At 41.3% G+C, this 21,532-nt stretch carries 15 protein-coding genes and 1 pseudogene; 5 read left to right on the top strand and 11 right to left on the bottom strand.

What is annotated here, in order from left to right:
- Positions 1-112: 112 nt before the first annotated feature.
- Together EHS15_RS12425 and EHS15_RS12430 are read left to right on the top strand one after the other, a co-directional pair.
- Complete coding sequence (locus tag EHS15_RS12425) at positions 113-2,158, top strand: LIC_12586 family protein (protein ID WP_246052135.1); 2,046 nt, start codon at positions 113-115, stop codon at positions 2,156-2,158.
- Positions 2,143-2,529 (top strand): hypothetical protein, encoded by a 387-nt coding sequence (locus EHS15_RS12430; RefSeq protein ID WP_135760899.1) that lies wholly within the window; start codon positions 2,143-2,145, stop codon positions 2,527-2,529. Before EHS15_RS12425 ends, EHS15_RS12430 begins: the two co-directional genes overlap by 16 nt.
- An 849-nt stretch (positions 2,530-3,378) precedes the next feature.
- On the opposite strand, the gene lpxB is transcribed toward EHS15_RS12430, so the two are convergent.
- The 7 genes and pseudogenes from lpxB to sucC form a co-directional block, all read right to left on the bottom strand.
- Positions 3,379-4,614: a lipid-A-disaccharide synthase gene (lpxB, locus tag EHS15_RS12435; protein ID WP_135760900.1), complete on the bottom strand. Its 1,236-nt coding sequence runs from the start codon at positions 4,612-4,614 to the stop codon at positions 3,379-3,381.
- A complete protein-coding gene (locus EHS15_RS12440) occupies positions 4,589-5,440 on the bottom strand; it encodes an LpxI family protein (protein ID WP_135760901.1) in 852 nt (283 codons plus the stop codon). The genes lpxB and EHS15_RS12440 overlap by 26 nt, the downstream gene beginning before the upstream one ends.
- Positions 5,441-5,522: 82 nt before the next feature.
- A pseudogene (locus EHS15_RS12445) lies at positions 5,523-5,756 on the bottom strand (FmdB family zinc ribbon protein); the annotation flags it as partial.
- 24 nt (positions 5,757-5,780) lie between these two features.
- Positions 5,781-7,232: an SH3 domain-containing protein gene (locus EHS15_RS12450; protein WP_135760903.1), complete on the bottom strand. Its 1,452-nt coding sequence runs from the start codon at positions 7,230-7,232 to the stop codon at positions 5,781-5,783.
- A gap of 19 nt (positions 7,233-7,251) precedes the next feature.
- A complete protein-coding gene (locus EHS15_RS12455; protein ID WP_135760904.1) occupies positions 7,252-8,796 on the bottom strand; it encodes a TolC family protein in 1,545 nt (514 codons plus the stop codon).
- A 38-nt stretch (positions 8,797-8,834) separates the two neighbouring features.
- Positions 8,835-9,725 carry a succinate--CoA ligase subunit alpha gene (gene sucD / locus EHS15_RS12460; protein ID WP_135760905.1) on the bottom strand — a complete coding sequence of 297 codons (891 nt, stop codon included), beginning with the start codon at positions 9,723-9,725 and terminating at the stop codon, positions 8,835-8,837.
- A 9-nt stretch (positions 9,726-9,734) separates the two neighbouring features.
- The gene (sucC, locus tag EHS15_RS12465) at positions 9,735-10,904 is read right to left on the bottom strand and encodes an ADP-forming succinate--CoA ligase subunit beta (protein ID WP_135760906.1); all 1,170 of its coding nucleotides are present in this window, start codon (positions 10,902-10,904) and stop codon (positions 9,735-9,737) included.
- 154 nt (positions 10,905-11,058) lie between these two features.
- Between sucC and EHS15_RS12470 the strand changes: the two genes are divergently transcribed.
- The gene (locus EHS15_RS12470) at positions 11,059-11,880 is read left to right on the top strand and encodes a hypothetical protein (RefSeq protein ID WP_135760907.1); all 822 of its coding nucleotides are present in this window, start codon (positions 11,059-11,061) and stop codon (positions 11,878-11,880) included.
- Positions 11,881-11,882: 2 nt separating this feature from the next.
- Here EHS15_RS12470 and EHS15_RS12475 read toward each other — a convergent pair whose 3' ends face one another.
- From EHS15_RS12475 to EHS15_RS12485, 3 genes are all read right to left on the bottom strand, one after another.
- A complete protein-coding gene (locus EHS15_RS12475) occupies positions 11,883-12,971 on the bottom strand; it encodes an NHL repeat-containing protein (RefSeq protein WP_135760908.1) in 1,089 nt (362 codons plus the stop codon).
- A 470-nt stretch (positions 12,972-13,441) separates the two neighbouring features.
- Positions 13,442-14,878, bottom strand: coding sequence for an Lcl C-terminal domain-containing protein (locus EHS15_RS12480; protein WP_135760909.1), 1,437 nt, complete (start codon positions 14,876-14,878; stop codon positions 13,442-13,444).
- A 112-nt stretch (positions 14,879-14,990) separates the two neighbouring features.
- The gene (locus tag EHS15_RS12485; protein ID WP_246052137.1) at positions 14,991-15,716 is read right to left on the bottom strand and encodes a hypothetical protein; all 726 of its coding nucleotides are present in this window, start codon (positions 15,714-15,716) and stop codon (positions 14,991-14,993) included.
- Positions 15,717-15,849: 133 nt separating this feature from the next.
- Here EHS15_RS12485 and EHS15_RS12490 point away from each other — a divergent pair, with 133 nt between their 5' ends.
- Positions 15,850-17,865, top strand: coding sequence for an NADPH-dependent 2,4-dienoyl-CoA reductase (locus tag EHS15_RS12490; protein WP_135760910.1), 2,016 nt, complete (start codon positions 15,850-15,852; stop codon positions 17,863-17,865).
- A 150-nt stretch (positions 17,866-18,015) separates the two neighbouring features.
- Positions 18,016-19,719 (top strand): acyl-CoA dehydrogenase family protein, encoded by a 1,704-nt coding sequence (locus tag EHS15_RS12495; RefSeq protein ID WP_135760911.1) that lies wholly within the window; start codon positions 18,016-18,018, stop codon positions 19,717-19,719.
- A gap of 52 nt (positions 19,720-19,771) precedes the next feature.
- Here EHS15_RS12495 and EHS15_RS12500 read toward each other — a convergent pair whose 3' ends face one another.
- Positions 19,772-21,520 carry a hypothetical protein gene (locus EHS15_RS12500; protein WP_135760912.1) on the bottom strand — a complete coding sequence of 583 codons (1,749 nt, stop codon included), beginning with the start codon at positions 21,518-21,520 and terminating at the stop codon, positions 19,772-19,774.
- Between the last annotated feature and the right edge of the window lie 12 nt (positions 21,521-21,532).

Below are 21,532 nucleotides of genomic sequence, written 5' to 3' on the forward strand. Positions count from 1 at the left end.
GAAAATAGATCTAAGGGTCATCCTCTCTCATCTTTTCGTTTTTCTTCAAAAACAAAAAAAAATAATCTTCTCCTTCCTGGCTCTAGTCCTTGTATTCTTTTGCTTTTGCCTGATGTATTTAGGCTTTGAATACTATCTAAAGACAAAGCGAATTCCTTTGGTTCCTTTGCGGGCACTTGTCACTTCTACAATCAATCAAAAGATTGGAAAGGCAGTGGATTTGGGAGTTGTCGATTTTTCTTTGAGAGAAGGTTTGATCTTGGAAGATTTAGTGATCTCCCAGGAAGAGGATTTTTCCTTCAACACGAACCTTTTAAAAGTAAAGAAAGTTACCTTTCATCTATCTTCTTATTTCAGCGAAACTCCCAGTGTGGATCGGGTCGATTTTTACAGCCCTCAATTGATTTTGAACAGCGGAACGGAGTTGGAGAACCAACTTCTCGATTACTTTCAAAGTTCCAAGCTCAAGGAAGTCGTTTTTCACGATACAAGGATCAGCCTGAAAAAAGGAGACTTCGTTGTTCTGGATTGGAAAGAAGGTTGGGACATTCGATTCAAACGCAAAAACGATAAAATATATGTGAGTTATGACAACGGATGGTTCTGGGTTCCTAATGCAACTAGAGTGAAGGGAGAAGGTTACTTCACGAATGATCGTTTGAATGAATATTCTTTCTCTATCGTATGGAAGAATTATCCATCGGAAGAGGCTCCTTTTTTGGTGAACTATTTGTTCGGTTTTTATTTGCAGTCCGCAGTTCTTACCGGTGAGGCTGTTTGGGAAAAAACTCCAAACTCAGGTTATACGGTAAAAGGTAATGTGGAATTTGAAAACGCTAATTTTTATCTTCCGAACATATCTTCCTATATTGTTTCCGGGCTTAGACTTCAGGAAAAATTCTTTTTTACCTCCGATAAAGAGGAAAGAAATTACAGTTCTTATGACTTTCAAATCAAGATAGCGGATGAATGGACACAAGCCAAAGAAACCCTTCTTCATAAAAAAATAGAATTCAATGTAGATGATTTGGAACCTCTTACATCTTCCTTTCAAGAAATAGGGACCGGGAATAGGCTTCCTCTTTCCGGTAAAATCAGGGGAAGTCTGGATATTACCGAATCGGGAGACAGGAACAAGTGGTTCAAGGTTTTAGGAGACATCCAAGGAGAGAACTTGGATTGGGTTTCTTCCTTAATCCAAGTTCAGAACGGAAATCTGAATTTGAAGTTTACAGAAGGGAATAACCTTTCTTTGATTTTAAAGTCTGAAATTTTTAACAAACCCAGCACATTGGAAATCGGTTCAGGATTGGATTGGAGCCGCTCTAAAAAAACGGACGGTTCCTTTTATTACCCTCTCTATTCCAGGACGAAGGGAAGTTTAACCATACAAGAGTTTGTTGCCGGAAATTGGACTCCTCTTTTCGAGTCTTGGAAAAAAGAAACATGGGAAGAAATCAAAGAACGTCAGGAAAAATTAATTCCTGAAGAATACTTTTATCAGAAAAAAGTATATAAATACTTTTTGGAATCGATGAACTTCGATTTGTCTTTGAACATAAATCGGTTTTTTCCTTTTGAAGGCGCTAAAACTTTAGGAGAAGCAAAAGGAAATATTTTAGTCAAAGACGGAAGGTTTGCCTTCGGTTTGGGAATTCCAAAAACCAATTCTAAAATCTCTATGTCCTCCTATTTTGCGACCAAAACTCCCAATTTCAGTTTCGGACTTTCTTTGGATGCCTATCCATGGAGTGAACCTTGGATGGATGTTTGCGGAATGGAGGTGGTTCCAGGTTCCGTTACTATGGATTATAGTTTCGCCAGTCAAGGAAGTGATTATTATACTCTTTCCAAAGATGCTCGTATCAATTATTATCTGAAGCTGGAAAATACGAATTGGAGAGGCCAGGATTTATGGACCAAAATGAATCTCCCTGAAAATTCATATAAAGATAGTTATGTGATCGAATTCAATATGGATCATTATTTCGAATCTGACTATCTTCGTAATCTTGCTGTTTCTTCTTCCTCGGTCGATTTGAAAGGATACGGAACCAATAAATCCGGGTTGTACGCATTCTCTCTTTACGGCCAGATGGGTGAGGCTAAGGGAAATTGGTCTTTTACGGAGGAAGACGGAAGATGTATCATCAAATAATAAAAATCGTTTTGTTCGTATCCTTGTTATTTTCCTTTTTTTGCAAAGATAAATCGAAGTTGGCTGATGAAGCTCCTCCTTTGGAGACTCTCCCTTCTTTTTCGGGACAATGGAGGATGGAAGAGACTCAATCCGACACAATTTCCTTGGACACAAAAGGATCTCCGATTTCTTACGTTTTGATCTTAGATCCGGACACGAAAAAAGCGAACTTGGGAGAAGAGGAATATTCTTTGGAGATGGATTCTTTGGGAGTTCGCATTCGCCCTTTCGATAGAGAGAACGCTGTAGGTTATTTTTTATATTCCGAAATCAAAGAAAAAACCTGGGTGGGAACTTGGGAAGACCGAGTTGTTCGGCTAACAAGATAGGATTCTGTTTTTCTTTAATCTCCAATCAAATTCTTTTTATTGCACAGTAAGTTGAAAAAATACTCTTTTGGGTAATATTATTTTTAAGTATATTCTGAAATTGTATGTAATTATTTATTGTTTTTCCCTGCTTCTATTCGACTGTTAGGTTTATTGCCTGATAGTAGGCAAAATATAATTTACGACGATGCTTTATTTGGCGTAAGTTTATTTCTGTAAAATCAAAGGAGTGTTTGTGAAAGTGAAGTTTCGTAGTATAACGTTGTTTGCTGTGTCTGTGTGCTTGTTATCGGGTGTGATTGCGTGTAAATCGGAGAAAAAGACCAATTGTGCGGATGATTTTGCGTGTTCTTATCTATTGTTGTCGTTGCGACCTGGTGATTTGAGTGTTAGTATCACTGGAATTACGAATACGGTAGTAAGTGTTTCTGTTTATGATGAAGCAGGTTGTAAAGGTAATGTTGTAAAGTCTGATTCACTGGTTTATTATTCTAACAGTAACTCAACTTCAAAAACTTTCGTCACTTTTCAGGGCATTTCTTCTACTCCATCTTATTCCGTACAGGCAAGTTTTAGCTCTAAAACTCTCTGTTCTGCTTCTACTGTTAAGTTTAGTGCGACGAATACGACCAAAAGTTGTACGATTAGTAACTCAACAGTTGATTGTTTATAAGTTTTTGATTACATAAAATTCAGTTAAGGAAGGGGACTGCTTGTTTATGTTCTTTTCCTTAACTCTTTTTTTTCTGTTTGTTTTGGTATCAATCAAATCGGAATTACATGAAAAGAAATTAACATTACTTTCACTACTATTCCTTTTGTTTTCTCTGAATTTTTGAAAATTTTTCTCTAACCTATAATATCCTCAGGAATCGAATCGTAAAAATGGGCGATTTCTTTGGCGGCAAGTTTGGCTCCGTTCGTAGAACCTAATTCTCTTTCTTTGGTTTGTCCCAAAATCTGAATCATTTTATTTCTGAATCTGGAATTTTCTAAAATTCGTTTTGCTTCTTCGAAGATGTATTTCGGTTTACATTCATTTTGTGTAATTTCCATACACACTTCTTGGCCGGAAAGGATGTTCGCAAGTCCGATGAATTTGGAACGCATGAGAAGAGATCCCAGAAGATAGGTAAACCAGCTCACCTTATATAAAATCACCATCGGCTTTTCGAAATACAATCCTTCCAAAGTGGCTGTTCCGGAAGCGATGAGAAGAAGATCACTCGCATTCATAACTCTAAGAGATCCGTCCCAAATATAATGGATTTGTATGTCCGGTACTTCTTTTTGAAGTTCTTCTATCTTCTTTTTGATATAAGATTCTTGTTTGGAATTGATGTTCGGAAGAAGAAAAACCAGCTTTTTCTTTTTTTCGGACATATAACCGTGAAGAAGTTTTGCAGTTCCTAAAATGGGATCTAACAGTCGTTGGATTTCTCCCGTTCTGGAACCGGGAAGTAGCCCGATCACGAACCCTTCATCGAGCTCGGGCAAATGAGAGGGTAGTTGGGGTTCTTTTTTCATCTTTTCCGGAATTCTTTTGGAAATAGGGTGACCTACGAATTTTGCGTTCACTTCGTACTCTTTATAGATTTCCTCTTCGAATCGGAAAAGAGTCAGCATAAGTGCGATGTTTTCCTTGATGAAAAAAATTCTTTTGAATTTCCAAGCCCAAATTTGAGGGGATACGTAAAATACGGAAGGGATTCCTATCTTTTTTAATTCTTTCGCCAAGCGTAAGTTAAATCCTGGATAGTCGATTAGGATTGCGAATTTTGTGTTTCTTCTTTTGGCTTCGTCTACGATGGAGAATAAAAGTTTTTTCAGATAACTGTATTTTTGGATCGCTTCCGAAAAACCGATGACACTTAGTTTTTCCAAATCTTCCAAGGATTCGAAACCGTGAGCTGCCATGGACTCTCCCCCGATTCCGTAAAAGGAGAGTTCAGGGCGTATATGTTTCAGTTCCCCTAAGAGGTCTCCCCCCAAAAGGTCTCCGGAATGTTCCCCCGTTAGAACCAGAACGGATTCTTCTTTATGCTGATTTGTTTTCGGGTTAACTGATTTTTTTTTGGCTACCATTGAGTCCTTTCACACCGGAGGGTCCGTACACAGCAAAATGTAATTTGTTTTTTGTGGCATAGTCCACAACTTCTTTCGGGTTTACGACCAAAGTTTCTCCTTCCCGAATGCATAAGGTTTTGCATCCGCTCGCTTTCATGATCTCCAAGGTGTGGACTCCTATCGTAGGAAGATCAAATCGTTCGTCTTGTTTCGATTTTGCGGACTTACAGACAACTGCGGAACCTTTCTTTTTCGTGTATTCTCCGCCTCGTTTGATGGTGACATCCGTTCCTTCTACAGCTTCCACTGCGATGATAGATTCGTCGCATACGACTACAAGTTGTCCTATGTCTAGATCCGCCATTTTTTCCGCATAACCCATTCCGAATTCGATGTCTTTGAGTTCCGATTTATCGAATTTTTTAGGAGTGTATCTTCCTTCCGGAAGAAGTAAGGACTGTAGGTATATTTTTTGGGAGATGACTTTTACTCCCATACTTTCGAATTCGTCTGCGATCGCTAGAAAGATAGGGTAGTCGTTTCGATTGATAGTTTTGGCAAGAATGGCGAGAGCTTTGAGATCGAATTTGAGTCCTTGGAACAGAAGGTCTTTTCTTACCTTGCCTAACATCAAAATTCGATCCACCTTTTCCTTTTGGATGGTCTTTAGAATTTTTCCTACTTGGGTGATATGAACGGGAATGGTTCTATCTTCCTTTCCTCTTGGCGTAAAATCGGATTCTTTCAGTCCTAAAAAAAGAGGGTCTTCTCCCGCTTCCAAGGCTTCCGACATACCTATATGGGGCAGCTCACCTCCGCCCGCAATGATCGCTAATCTTCCCATTTAAAATGAACTTGAATTAGGTTTTTGAATCTGAAGAAGATTCTGTTTTCGGTGCAGCAGTCGATTCAGAGTTAGGCGAAGTGCTTGTGGAAGTGACTGAGGGAGAACTTGAATTCGACTTACCAGAATCTTTTTTGTAATCGGTTACGTAAAATCCGGATCCTTTGAAGATGATTCCCGCAGTTCCAGTGATCATTCTTTCTGCGCTTCCTTCCGTTCCACATAAGATGCATTTTGTGATCGGATCGTCTTTCATAGACTGAACATATTCGAATTGTTTTCCGCAGCTTTTACAGTTGTAATCGTAAGTTGCCATATAACTATAACTTCCTTCAAAAAATTAATGAGTGCCGGTTCTAATTTCGAAAAGCAACGCTCTTTCGCGGTTGGGAGAAAGCGCCAAAGGAAGGCAAATTTGCCAGGAGTATTTTCCCGACTGTAGAGTTTGAGGATCCAGAGATTCCGAAGAAAGAGAGGAAAGTAGATTCGCATTTCTTTTCCAAAGGCTTCCTGTCAGTTTATCTCCCTGTTTCGATCCGATCTTTAAAGTGAAATTTTCCTTCCCTCTGTCAGCTTCCAGAATGTATCGATTTCTGTTTACCAAAATTGATTCCAAATCCGTATCGATCCGGTATGCCAGATGAGCGCTTCCCGCATAATCCAAATAGATTTCCATAAGAGGGGTTGGAGTTTTTTTCGAATTCGATCTTTCGAAAGAGAAATCAAAATAATTGATTTCTCCTGTCAGCTTTTTGCAGATTCTTTCATATCGATTGTCTGAAGAAGATGGAATGGGAAAGCCTGGTACACCCGATCTGACGACTCTTTCTCTGGAGATGTATTTGCCGAAAAAAGTAGGGGGGATGGATTCTCCCGTCCAAGCTTCGAAATCGATTTTGGTTTCCGACTCGGATGATTTCCATCTGGAAGAAAAGGTTTCCAAGAGCTTAGAATCCGGTTCCGATTTTTGGAGAAAGCCGGAAAAGATCCAGGCGGATCTTCCGATCACTGGAAAATAACACCAAGTCCAGTGGCCGGATCTACCTGCCAATGTTTCTTCCGCATTGTCTTTTTCAAAACAGAAGGTTTGTTCGGGAGAACTGATTTTTCCCACTTCTTTGTTTTCTTTTCCCGGACCGCTTCTTAGATTTACATTCGTTCCTTGGATCGAAAACAAATGATCGTAAAACGAAGAGTTTGCGGAGGAGCTGAGATAATGAAGTGTTTCCAAAAGGAAATTACCTTCGATCTCTCCGAAAGTATCCAAAGGGTATTTCAGAATGTTTGCCAATGCGGAGCTGAAGGAATCTTCCATCCCTCTCGGGTCTTCCACAATCAAAAGCAGAAGAAAATAGGCCGCTTTGTTTTTGGGGATGGGTTTGGAAAAAGAGGAAAGTTTTGTGACGATGGATTGTTTGTAAGCTAACCCATGTTTCCTGAGCAATGGGAGATAAGGATCTTTGAGATGAACATAATCTCCTCGTTCCGTATTCCAGATCTCTTTTTGGATTTCAGGGAATGTTTCTAAGAATCGAAGAGTTTCTTCTCCCGTTTTTCTATCGTTTGCCTTTTTTTCCAGATGGGAAACGGATTGAGAAAGAAGGGATAATACTACTTCCGAATCTACGAAGGATTGTCCTCTGTAGAGTTCTAAAACTTTTTCGTATCTTTGTTCGGTGAAGTAGGAGTAGGCTTTGTCTTCTTTGTCTCTAAAATCTACCAGTAAATAGACAAGGAGAGAGACGGATAAGAAGATTATACCTATCGCAAAAAAAACACGGGACCTGATCAATACTCAAATCCCTCTGTATTTATTTTTGAAAGTCTTCTGGAAGAAGTTGGGAACGATCGATTCCGTATTCTTCAAATAAAGCGTTTTTCGCAACATAGTAACGGTGCAAATTGATGTTGTAGTCTACTTTCGCACGAACAAGAGCAAGTTGATCTTGCACCAAAGTATCCAAAGCAGTTTTCACTGTCAGAGCGTTGAATCTTCCTTGTTGGAAAGATCTAAGAACTCCGTTGTAATATTTTTTGGCTTCGTCTTCCGTTTTTTTGGCATTTTCCATCACTTTGTAAGATGCCTTTAATACGTCGATTCTGGTGCGAACATCGTCTGCTACGGATTTAGTAAGATCGTCTTCTTCCAAGTTCACTTGGCGTTTTTGGATTTCAGCGTCTCTGAGTCCAGCTTTGACTCCCGTATCTGCGATCGGGTAGCTCATTTCTACGGAACCTTGCATAACAGGGAAAGTTCCTGCGAACACTCCGCCTTTGCTTCCGGAGAATCCGTTATTAGGATATGCTATATTTTGGGATTGGTATCCGTAAGTTCCCGCTACTTTCAAACTAGGAAGAGCGTCATTTTTAGCATTCTTTAAGGAAAGTTCTGCGTTGTCCTTTTTTCTTTGGATGCTTCTGAAGTCGGCACGGTGTGCGTATGCATAAGCGATGTCTTTATTATAATCCAAATCTTTAGGAAGTTCTTCCGAAAGAGGAGTTGTTTTTGAAAACTGAGTCGTATCCGCCAAATTCAAAGAACGGATGAGTTTTCTTTTGGCTTCTTCTCTTTCCGCAATGGCTTGCGCCATTTGTCCTTCCACTTGCGCCATAAGAGCGTTCCATTGGTTGACTTCGAAAGATTCGGAAAGACCTAATCCTTGTTTGCGGATAGTAAGATCTCTCACATTTTTCGTATTTTTATGAAGTTGTTCGAAGGTAAGATAACCTGAATCTTTGACAGTGAAATTCCAATAGTCTACAAGTGCATCGACTACTTTCGCAGCCACTTGTTCTTCCATCTGATCTTTTAGGATTTCAGATTGGTTTTCCAACATCTTTTCCATGTTTCTGTCTTTGTAACCGAATGCATTTTTCAAAAGATCTTGAGAAATGGTTACGGACAAAGAGTCGGTAAATAGGGGAGGAATTCCCAAAGCGCCGAAACCGGCAGGTGTTTTAGAAGCATCTTCAAATGCGTTCGAGTCGAAACGGGTTTGTTTCGCTTCTACTTTGAAGTAAGTTCCTGTAGTGAACAGTTTATCGAAACCGGCACTGTAGTTATTGGTTTGGGTTTTAGTTCCCGTGAAGATGTTGTTTTGGTTGAAAGGAAATTTGTTCTGGTTGATGTCCGCATTTGCGAGAGCTCTCCAAGAATATTTTCCTTCGTATTTCATTAATTCTGTGTCGGCTTTGGCAAGTTCTAGTCTTGCTCGCATCACCTCACGATTGTTATCAATCGCATAACGAACCGCCTCTTTGAGGCTGAGTTCGAAGGGTTTGTCCGATTCTAAAGCCAGAAGGGCATAAGAAGAGAGAGTCAGAATGGCCAATGAAAGTAGTGAACGACGTTCCATATTTACTAATTTGACTCCCTCCCTTAAAAAATCTCTCTTTATTTTCCTAGAGCTGCCTTCATTTTTTCGCCCACTTCACCGATATGAGCGCAGATGCTGACTCCAGCGTCTTTCATTGCGGCGATTTTGGAAGTGGCAGTTCCCATTCCTCCGGAAATGATCGCACCTGCGTGCCCCATTCTTTTGCCAGGAGGTGCCGTTTGGCCTGCGATAAAACCGACTACCGGCTTTTTCACGTGAGCTTTGATGTAAGCGGCGGCTTCTTCTTCCGAAGTTCCCCCGATTTCACCGATCATCACGATTCCTTCTGTGTCCGGATCTTCATTGAGAAGACGAACTGCTTCGGTATGGTTCATACCGGGAACCGGATCCCCTCCGATTCCGATACAAGTGGACTGACCTAGACCTGCGGCAGTCAAAGCTGCAACGGATTCGTAAGTAAGAGTTCCGGAACGAGATACGATTCCGATTTTACCTGGGTTGTGGATGAAACCTGGCATAATTCCCATTTTTACTTTATGAAGAGGATTGATCACACCTGGACAGTTTGGTCCTACTAGTTTTGTCTTAGAATTTCTAAGAACACTGTAGACTTTCAACATGTCGTGGGTAGGGATTCCTTCTGTGATACATACCACAAGAGGGATCTCAGCGAAGATTCCTTCTAAGATGGCATCCGCAGCGAATGGAGGCGGAACGAAGATGATGGCTGCATTGGCGCCGTCTTCTTTCATCGCATCTTTGATGGTATTGCGTACAGGAACGGTTTTACCTGTTTCGGAAGTCCAAGTTTGTCCTCCCTTTCCAGGAGTTACACCTGCCACGACTTTTGTGCCGTATTCCAACATTTGAGTCGCATGGAAAGTTCCTTCCTTCCCAGTGATCCCTTGGACTACTACTTTTGTATTAGCATCTACTAAAACAGTCATATCTTCTCCCTACTTTTTAATGAGCGCGACGATTTTGTCGGCTGCATCACGAAGTCCTTCGACTCCTACGATATTGAGTCCTGATTCGTTCAGGATTTTTTTACCTTCTTCCGCATTGGTTCCTTTCAATCGAACTACAACGGGAACACTGATGTTTACTTTTTTGGCAGCTTCGATCACACCCATTGCTACGCGATCGCAACGAACGATTCCACCGAAGACATTTACGAAGATACCTTTTACGTTCGGATCGGAAAGGATCAAACGGAAACCGTTTTCAACTGTTACAGGATTCGCTCCGCCTCCCACATCGAGGAAGTTAGCCGGTTCTGCACCTGCTAGTTTTACGATGTCCATAGTAGCCATCGCAAGTCCCGCTCCGTTTACCATACAACCGATGTTACCATCCAGTTTTACGTAGTTTAGGTTGAACTCTTTCGCTTGTACTTCGTAAGGATCTTCTTCCGTTACGTCACGGAAAGCTTCGTTGTCGGTATGTCTGTAAAGAGCGTTCTCATCCAAGTCCATCTTACAGTCACCTGCGATGATTTCGTTTTGTTTGGTGAGAATGAGTGGGTTGATTTCAAGAAGAGCGCAGTCTTCTTTGATATAAGCGTTGTAAATTGCACTCACAAGGCTTGTAAAAGATTTTTGTGCTTCCGCAGGAATCCCCAATGCGAATGCCAATTCTCTGATTTGAGAACCTTGCACTCCGATGCCCGGATCGATTTGGATTTTGATGATTTTTTCGGGATGAGTTTCCGCTACTTCTTCAATCTCCATACCACCTTCCGTAGATGCCATAATGATTGTTTTGCGGTAAGCTCTGTCCAAAAGAATGGAAAGATAATATTCCTTTGCGATTTCAACACCTTGTTCGAGGTAAACTTTTAAAACTTTTTTACCTTCAGGCCCTGTTTGAGGAGTGATGAGTTGCATACCTAGGATTTTATCGATTGCAGCTTTTGCATCTTCCTTGGTTTTTGTAACCTTTACTCCTCCTCCTTTCCCTCGCCCTCCGGCATGGATCTGAGCTTTCACCACTACTACTGGTGATTTTTGAACGACTTCGTTATATGCTTTTTCCCAATCGTTTGCGTTATCGATTACTTTTCCGAAGGGGGTGTTGGCATTGTGTCTACGTAGGATTTCTTTGGCCTGGTATTCGTGGACTTTCATGGATTTCCTTGTCTCATTGGTGGAATCTAGCGGTTAATTGCTAGGTAACTTGGTTAAAAGTCGAATCTGAGGGCAGATTGTCAAGGCAGAAGCTAGGAGATTTTCGGGGATTGTTTTGTTGTCAAAAGGAGACATTTCTGGAAAGTCTTTAAGAATGAAGTTCCTATTATTCAGTTTTTTCAGTTTGATTCTGTTCACTACAAATGTATCTGCCGAAGAAAAGCCGTCTTTGGTGTGGGATAATCTTTTGATTTCCTATGAAGATAAAGAAAAGAAGATCATTGTATTTCGTCCCAAAAAATCGAAACAATCTGTGTTTAAAATCGACCATTCCGAAATCGGCTCTTCAGGAGAAATAGGATTATATAAATCGAAGTTTGGGAATTTATTTTATAATTACTATCATTCGGGAGGAGAGAGCGGAGGAAGTTATCAATTGGATCTTTATGATCATAACGGAAGATCCGTAAAACGAATCGTATCCTTGGAAGCGAGTGGTCGGGGGAAAATAGAAATCATTCATCTTCATCCTTATTGGAAAGAAGAGATGATGAGGTTCAACGAACTATTTTACGGAAGAGAAGATTGGTCTTTCGAACCTTTATATCAAACGGGATTCGGCGAAATTGTGTTTCCTGAGTTTTTCATCTTGGATAAAAACATAAAAGGTAAGTATGAATTGGCGAATGTTAGTTTTAAAAAACAAAATCGGTTTCTTTTACAGCCTTACTTTGAGTCTGCGGAAAAAAAGATTGATTCTATTTTTGGTTCTTCAGCAAAACAAACAGATACCGCTAAAAACGATCCGAATCTTGCGGGAGTTCTACAGTATTATTTATATAAATCCAAGTTGGGAGAGGAAAAGGATGCTCTTTCTAAATTAGAAAAATATAAAATTCAAATCAATTACCAAGGAAAACGAATCCCTCTTCTCAGTTTTTTGAAAGAAAAAAGGGAAGAAATATTGAAACGTTGATTTTACATTTTGTTCCAATAATAAGAGAGTCGGATGGGATCGCAGAAGCTACCCACAGATTTGGTGTCGATATAGTAATAGTTGTCTTGAAGGTGGGGAGCTAAATAAATTTTTCCGTCTGGAGAAAGGGCTCCTCCTCGGAAGCTCGTTGTACCCGGATTGGCACCGAAAGTAGAAACGGAATCGTTCGCAGTGTCTATGGAGTAGAAACTGGTTTCATTGTAGGGAACTAAGTAAATTTTTCCATTGGGAGCAAGAACACTTCCGTTGAATTTCCCTGCGGGAGAGCCGGGAAGTGTTGGACCGAATGTGTTCGTGGAATTATCTTCCGTATTGATATAGCGGAAGTCCGTGCTGTTAAAAGGAACTAGATAAATTTTCCCATTCGGAGCAAGAATGCCTCCGATGTATTTATCGGATCCAGGAATGTTTGTATTGATCGTATGAATGGTATCGTCTTTTGTATCTATATATTGAATATAGTTACTGCCAAACGGAGTCATATATATGTTCCCGTTGGGAGCGAGTATTCCCGATCCAAAACCTCCTGCAAGGACTGTAGGGATCCTTCCCACAGTATTGTCACTTAAGTTCAAATAACGCACATAAGATTCACTTCCCGGAATGTAATACACCTTTCCATTAGGTGCAACTACAGAATTGCTATAGGCTTGGAGACCTAAACTCAAATTGGTATCTGTTCCATAGTTTTCCAAAACATTATTGTTTGTATTCAGTGCCACAAAGTCTCCCTCTTGGTGAGGGGCGCGGTAAATTTTACCTCCTGGGCCGAGTGCGCCACTGATAGACGCAACATAAGCTTGTGCGGTTCCCACTGTAGAAGGGGTTTGTGTTGCCAGGTCGATTTGTTGAATTCGGATCCCTGCGTATGGCATCAGATAAATTTTTCCATTCGGTGCCGCAACCGCTCCCTGAAATGCTTCCGTAGAATTTCCTCCGTTGACGACTGTGACTGTAGGACCGAAAGTGGAAATCGTTTCCGAAGCACTGCTTCCTTTGGCAAACTGACGATTCATTTCTTCTTTCACTATTGCCCAGTTAGATGGATCTGCGATCTTCTCGTAATTCATATCACAGGCATTCGTTGTTGACGCCGATTTTGAAATCTGAAAGTTACAGAGTGTACTAGAGTCGTCCAATGCCATTCTCAAAAACATTATATTGAAAAAATCTTTCTGCCTAGTGTCGCAAACATTGGAAGTGTGTAGGGGGTTACAGTTTTGATTGAGAGAGGCGAATAGAGTTAGAAAAAGAAAATAACGTATCATATAGCCTTTTTACACATACCAGGTTTCTGTTATGTCCGATCGAATTAATTTGTTTCTAACGGGATAAAGAATACGAGAACGATTGCAGGCAAATGTTCCTAAATTCTAAAAACCCGGAATGATGCGGAAGACTAAATTTATATATGTGTTCGTCATTTTTTACAGGTCCTTTCTTAATACATAGTCAATTTTTTATTGAAGATGAGTTCCCGGAAAACAAATCGTTTTTCCTCGGTGTATCGGATGGGCGTAAAGCGATCTGGAGAGCAGCTTTAATAAGAAGATACGCAGCGAGTGTAAGAGGCGGTGTTGGTAACCTTGGTTGTGAGACTATTCCCTCCGTTGGCGAAGGAGACACCGAAAGCATCTGATTTCGAATACATTCTGGTGCTAGAAGACCAATATTGGTCTGATCCGCTCGTCATCGTATTTGGAAAAAAATTAGGATCGATCATCGCAGGAAATGAAGCGGTATGAATATCAGCTAAACTTCTTAGTTCGTTGATGTTGGGAAGCCTCCAGACTCTTCCAGCTAAACTTAGGGAATTACATGCAGTTATGGCTGTGGTCCAATTTGTGCTGGCTGCAGTTCCCCCTGTACAATTTGTAACATTGGAAAGACCAACCGTGCATTTCTGCCATACTAAGGATGTATTGAGATCGGTGACGGTTCCATCTTGATTGTCCAAGTATTTTTTCGAGGAATCGAATCCACCTGTCACACATCTAAGGTGATGTCCGTCTGTGACGGATCCACCACCTAATGTTCCTTCTTCGTAGGTAGGATACCAATGTGATGTTCCTCCCGATCCTTTTGTGGCGGTACTCGTTTTAAAATTAAAAGAAGGTGTTGCTGGAAAATAGGCTGTGAAAATGGCAGGATAGTATGCATTGAAATCGAAAGTGCTCGTATATTCATCCATATCAGGGACTCTCCATCCTGTTAGGTTGGCATATCCTGCACCGCTATTGGCTGTGTTTAGTCCTTCACATAATGAAGCGGCAGTGGCATAATCATAAGCCCCTGCAGATCCGACAGAACAACCTGCACCGGATTGCCCGAAAGAACAAGATGTCCATGTAAGTCCTGTTACATTGTCTTTCGTGATCATATCCGACCCGACGAAAGTGGGTCCGGAGAAATTGATAGAACTTCCCGCTTGAACGGCACCGTCCTGATTTGCAGGATTCGAGCAGCTAGGATCACTTGCACCCGAACTGTCCCAGCAAGAACTGACGTTCGTTTTGATGGGAGGTTTTCCTAGAAATTTGGGAGAGAATGAGCAGGATGCGGAACCTTCCGAATTGGAAGCGGAGATGGTGTATTCTTGGGATGAACTTTTATAGCCCAGGTAAGAACCAGTGATTTTTCCGGAGGAAGTATCCAGTTTCAAATCACTGGGAAGATTCGGGCTGATGGAATAGGTTAATTCGGTTCCGTTTGTTGTTACTTCCAGAAGAATCTCTTGTCCGTTTCGTATCAGTGAGGAATCGGCGGCACATTGGAACTGTGTAGGCGCTATGACTTGCTGCTTTTTTCCGCAAAACGCTGCTTTATCATTGAGAATTGTTTTGAGAAGAAGAACGTTTCTGTATTCTTCCGAATTAGGATCACATAAGTTATCATTTAACGCCGGTTTGCAGAATAAAACCAGATGCATCAAAAGCAAAATTCCTGTGTTTTTAGGATAAAAGGGACTTACTTCCATGATCTTTAAAATGGAGAGTAAAAGAACCGGTTTTCCTATGAAAGCAAAATAAATAAATTTTTGACAGTTGTTCTATGTTGTCCCTAAAATGAGTAGGTTCTGTTTCTGTTTATTACATTTGAGAATCTACTTTTCTTCTAGTTTGAAACTTTTGTCCCCGGGAAGTGAGGGTAGGGAAAAATCCCTGTTCCGTGTTTTGATCCTTCGCCAGATTTTTTAGGTTTCTGATGGTAACGTAACATTCCTCCATAAACAATTGGTGTCCGCAGCCTAGAAGGTGGTAACCTTCATGTACAAGGGTAGACTTAGGACTGGAAAATAATAACTGTAAGGTGGATATGTATTTCGATTTGATATATCCTCTGGAATGGGTTTCCGAATCCACCGCTCCCTGGATTTCCAATTTGATTCCTATACCTGCGAAAATTCCCAATGTAAAAAATTCGAAAACAATGTCTCCCCAGGTTCTTCCTTTTAAATATAGGATTCTATCGCAGCCTGGTTCAAGTTTGAGATTGTAAAGATAAGTTAAAATGCTCTGCCCCATAAAACCTGGACGATCCATTTTTCCGTAAACATAAGGAACCGCCTTCAATGTATATAACTCTAGTTCGTCGTTCCAATGATCGAACAATTCGTTCATATCTTCTTCGGAGACTCCCGTTTCCAGAATGGTACAGACTTTCATTTCCGCAATCTGCCCGAAATCCATCGCATTCCTTTGGGAAGAATCGGGGATGCCGATTGTGGTACATCCTCCGCCGAAGGAAAAAGAAAAGAAGGAGATGAGAAAGAAAAAAGAACGAATCGAAATTAAGAACGGGAAAGAGGAAAACATGAGATTGGATCATTACTGAGGCTCTTGTTGCGGCGGGGCAAGAGATTTCTACTCAGCTCTCATTGAGACTCGGTTTCAACTTCTATTTTCCGTTTCTCTTGCCAAAACTGTGTCATTTTGATGCTTGGATGGAATGAAATCTTTTCCTCATCTATTATCTCCTTTGGATCTGGGGTTTACCACTCTTCGCAATCGAACACTTATGGGCTCTATGCACACCGGTTTGGAAGAAGCGGAAAACGGATATGCAAGAATGGCCGCATTCTACGGCGAACGAGCGAAAGGCGGATGTGCCTTGATCGTTACGGGAGGAATCGCACCTAGCGAAGCCGGGCGGGTAGGAGTCGGCGGAAGCGTGATGAATACTTTGGAAGAGGCTCATCACCATAGACCGGTTACGGAAGCGGTACACCGCGAAGGCGGTAAAATCGCCATGCAGATTCTGCATACAGGGCGTTACGGTTATCATGATAAAATCGTAGGAGCTTCTCCTTTAAGAGCGCCTATCAATATGTTCCGACCTCATCCTTTGACTCAGGAAGAGATTTTTTCCACAATCGAAGAATTTGCAACTTGCGCAAGTTTGGCGAGAGAAGCCGGTTACGACGGAGTGGAGATTATGGGTTCGGAAGGATATCTAATCAACCAGTTCATCGCTAAAAGAACCAATAACAGGGAAGACGATTGGGGCGGCAGTTTCGAAAATAGAATCCGTTTTCCTTTGGAAATCATTAAAGCTGTCCGTAAAAAAGTAGGAAAGGATTTCATCATCATCTACCGTCTGTCTATGTTAGATCTTGTAGAAGAAGGCGGTAATATAGAAGAAGTTCTTCATTTGGCAAAGGAAGTCGAGAAAGCGGGGGCCACCATCATCAATACTGGGATCGGATGGCACGAAGCAAGAATTCCTACCATCGCCATGATGGTTCCTAGAGCCGCATTCACTTGGGTCACTGCGAAAGTAAAAGGTCATGTGGGAATCCCTCTTGTTACATCTAACAGAATCAATACGCCTGAAGTCGCAGAGGAAGTTTTAGCCAGAGGAGATGCGGACATGATTTCCATGGCCAGACCGTTTTTGGCAGATCCTGATTTCGTTAAAAAAGCGATGGAAGGTAAATCGGAAGAAATCAATACATGCATCGCTTGCAACCAAGCTTGTTTGGATCATATATTCGTAGGCAAAACGGCAAGTTGTCTTGTGAACCCAAGAGCCTGCCATGAGACGGAACTTGTGATCTCTCCGACTGCAAAAAAGAAAAAGATTGCGGTAGTAGGTGCTGGTCCCGGCGGAATGTCTTGCGCTTCCACTTTGGCGGAAAGAGGTCATGAAGTTTATCTTTACGATGCTGCCAAAGAAATCGGCGGTCAATTGAACATCGCCAGAAGGATTCCCGGCAAAGAGGAGTTTAAGGAAACCATCCGTTATTTTTCCAATAAACTGAATCAAATGGGAGTTAAATTATTCCTTGAGAAAAAAGTTACCGCAGACGATCTAATCGCCGAATCTTTCGATGAGATCGTTTTAGCGACAGGAGTTACACCTCGTAAGCCGGAGATTCCAGGAATCGAAAGTGCGAACGTGATGAATTACGTCGATCTAGTGTTACATGGTAAACCGGCAGGAAAAAACGTGGCAGTGATGGGAGCGGGAGGAATCGGATTCGATGTGAGTCTGTATCTTTCCGATGCGGGCCATCCTTTTACCAAAGAAAACTATTTAAAGGAATGGGGAATCGATTCCAGTATTCCAAACAACGGGGGACTCACTTCCAAAACGGAAACAAAGTCGGATAGAAAAATCACTATGTTGAAACGTTCTTCCGGCAAGTTCGGCGCGAATTTGGGAAAAACCACCGGATGGATTCATAAAACATCTTTGGAAGACCGCAAAGTAGAGCAGATTTCCGGAGTGATTTATAAATCCATCGATTCGGAAGGAATCCAAATCGAAGTGAAGGGAAAGGAAATGAAAATCCCTGCGGATACGATCGTGGTCTGCGCAGGTCAAAATCCCAGAAGGGAATTATTGGAGCCTTTACAAAAAGCGGGACTCACTGTACACTTGATAGGTGGGGCGGATCTGGCTGCTGAATTGGATGCTAAACGAGCTATTGATCAAGGCACAAGACTTGCCGCTTCTCTATAAATAATTTCCCTCCGTTTTCGTCCGCTTTTCGTTTTGGAAAGGCGGGCGAATTTTCCTCTCAATGTCGATCTGTCCTTCTAGCTATCAGAGTTAGATATAGACAAAAAGCCCTTTACTTTCCTAGAAGTTTTTAGGTTCATTGATTACTCTATGAAACTACTCAATCCTAAAAACGAAACTTATTCCCATCTCGATGAAAAATCCAGAAATCTGATGCTTAAGACCATCGACTTCTTTGAGAAAAAAGGAAAAATGAAACTGATGCAGGATGACCACGATAAGGTCTGGTATGCTGATTTTTTGGAATTTGTTAAGAAAGAAAAAGCATTTTCGATCCTAATGACTCCGAGCGGATACGGCCCGTCCGATTCCCGTTGGGACTGCAATCGAATCATGGCGTTCAATGAAATTTTAGGATTTTACGGACTATGTTATTGGTACACCTGGCAGGTGACCATGCTCGGCCTCGGTCCGATTTGGATCAGCAAAAACGAAGAGATCAAAAAGAAAGCCGCCAAACTTTTGGAAGATGGAGAGATCTTCGCATTCGGTCTTTCCGAAAAAGAGCACGGTGCCGATTTGATCGGAAGCGATATGATGCTCATCCCTAACGGAGACGGAACTTACAAAGCGAGCGGAGATAAATTTTATATCGGAAACGGAAACAAAGCCGCGATCGTTTCCACTTTCGGTAAAATGCAGGATACAGGAGAATTCGTATTCTTCGGAGTCAATTCCCAACACAAAAACTACGAACTTAAACAAAACATCGTAACTTCACAGAACTATGTTGCCGAATTCGAACTTCACGATTATCCGATTACGGAAGCGGATATCATTTCCAAAGGACGTGCCGCTTGGGACACTTCTTTGGCAACAATCGCATTCTGTAAGTTCAATTTGGGCTGGGGTTCCGTGGGAATCTGCACTCATGCGTTTTATGAAGCACTCAACCACGCCGCTCACAGAAGACTTTTCAATCAATATGTGACGGACTTCCCTCATATCAAACAGTTGTTTATGGATGCTTACACCAGACTTCTGGCGATGAAGATGTTCTCAAGGAGAGCTACCGATTATATGAGAACCGCATCCGCTACGGATAAACGTTATCTTTTATTCAACCCGATGGAAAAAATGAAAGTAACTACGCAAGGGGAAGAGGTAGTCATCAATCTTTGGGATATCATCGCGGCAAAAGGATTGAATAAAGACGCTTACTTCGAAATGGCGATCCGAGACATTCAAATGCTTCCTAGATTGGAAGGAACCGTTCATGTGAATATGGTTCTGATCATGAGATTCATGCAGAATTATTTTTTCAGCCCTGATTCTTCACTGCCAGAGATCGGACAGGTTTACGATATCAAGGACGATACTTATCTCTTCAATCAAGGTGCGACTACGAAGGGATTCGATAAAATCAAATTCCACGACTATAACATCGCTTATTCTCAATACCAACTCCCGAATATTAAAATATTCAGAGAACAAATCGCTCTCTTTAAGGAATTATTGGAAAAAGCGGAACCTACGAAAGGACAGAGAGAAGACATCGGTTTTATGCTGACTGTCGGAGAAATGTTCACACTCGTGGCTTACGGACAATTGGTTTTAGAAAACGCAAAATTGGAGAAAGTAGAAGAAGACATCATCGATCAAATCTTCGACTTTTTGGTTCGTGATTTCTCTAAGTATGCGACTCAATTGTATTCCAAGCCTACCAGCACGGAAGCACAACAAGAGATTTGCAAGAAGATATTACGTAAGCCTATTTTGAACGAAGAAAGATTCGAACGCATCTACAAGAATCAACTGATGACTTTGGTGGATACTTACGAGATGAATCGTTAAAAAAGATTTAATTCTCTTCGGTTTCCGTCGGAGACCGAAGAGAATACGAAAGTTACCCTTCCTCAGAAGCTCCGAATAAATAAGAATTCAAATAATCGCATAAATTTCCGAACTCCTTAGTGAACAGAACTCTCACGTTCGGATGTTCCGATCTCATTTCCGAAGGTGAAAAACTAATTTCCAAATCGTCGCTTCCTGATTCCGTAAAACAAAGATCCTCTGTTCGATCGTATTTTACATCCGAATCGTCTTCCGGAGAATATTGACCTGAGATATAAAACTGCCCTTTGGGTTGTCTCCATTTCAGATCGGTGTATCGTCCTTGTTTGCTTTCGTAACTATTGTCCGCAAACGAACCGGAATAGTCTCCCGTTCTTGTGATGTTCGGATGAAGACGCACTAGTTCCAAAACGGTCCAATAACGAGTGGAGGAGGGGATGGAATACTTCATTTTCCCTGTGAGTTCGTCGAAACCCCCCGCTCCGAATTTTACGGCAATTAGCACCAATGCTTTGTTATATGAGTTGTTCTTGAGAATTTCCTTATAGTCGTTCGGAATGGTAGCTAAAAACTCCTTAAAACCTTGTCCCGATGCGAGCAGATAATCGGAAACGACCAAAGGAGTTAAGACTATTTCCGTTTGATCCAGTTTGAATCGGAATCCTACGGAACCGCCTGATTCTTCAGCAACAATTGATTTGATTTCATAATTTTGTACGGAACGTTCTTTCCCTTGAAAATCCAACTGTGTGAGAAGGAATCTGGAACCTTCTTTACCTAAAATTTCGATCTTTCCGTTTCCTATTATCGTTCCTGATTCCAAGGATTGTCCTGCGGACTTCAATTTCTCCACAGCGTCCGTTGCCGATTCCGTATTTGTGAATAAATTCAATCCGGCAGGACCACCTGTAATCTGGTAGGCGGCATTTTTGGAGATTTCCAGGAATAACTTTTCCTGAACGAAGGGGTATTGTTTCGCTTTATTAAATTGAAACACCAATCCTTTGTAAGTTGGGGATCTCATTGGAAAGCCGCTGAAATAGTTTTTTTCTGCTTCTTCTTTTCTGGATCGGATTCCTTCTATGATGATCGGATCGAAACCGGAAAGAGAAGGGGTTGTGGTATCTTCTTTGCTCGGCTTTTTCTTTTTTTTCTCCAATTCTTTTAGGATGGAATATTTTTTAAAAACCGCTTCATAACGGGAATCTTTATAGGAAGGGTCGTTTAAAAGTTCGGAAAAGATTTCCAATTCTCCCCAAATTCTAAATTGATCATCCGTATTGGGGAACAGTGAAGATACTACGAAGAAAAAACTTTCTTTGTCTACGACTACCGATAATTGTTTGTTAGGTTCTGAAATCCAATTTCGTGTGGAAGTTGCGGATTCCACTGTGGTTTTAGGCAGGATCGTGCCTTTTTTTCCTGGAACATCCCTGATGTTTGCATGTCCGTTTTGGATTTTGGAAACATAAACTGCTGAGATGATTTCATCGTCTCTGAGGTAACCTAATCCTTCTTTGCATTTTTCAGAAAACCTTTCGGGGCATTTGATTTCATAATCGACCCAATCTTGGTCTTTGTTTTTGGTTACGATTTGGGAAATCACTTCTACGGAATCCGTTTCCTGGATGGTTCCTAGTTTTTCCGAACCGGAGCCGGTTTCCTTAAAAAGGGAAATCTCCGCATTCGATTGAATGAAATAGATGTTTTGCGGTCGTTCGTACTTTGTGACCGTTTTTTTAGAGCAAGCCGGTACAAAAAGGAAACCGGTGAGTAAAAAGAGATAAAAAGTTTTTTTCATAATGGAATCACG

The organism is Leptospira idonii (assembly GCF_004770995.1).
GTDB lineage: Bacteria > Spirochaetota > Leptospiria > Leptospirales > Leptospiraceae > Leptospira_A > Leptospira_A idonii.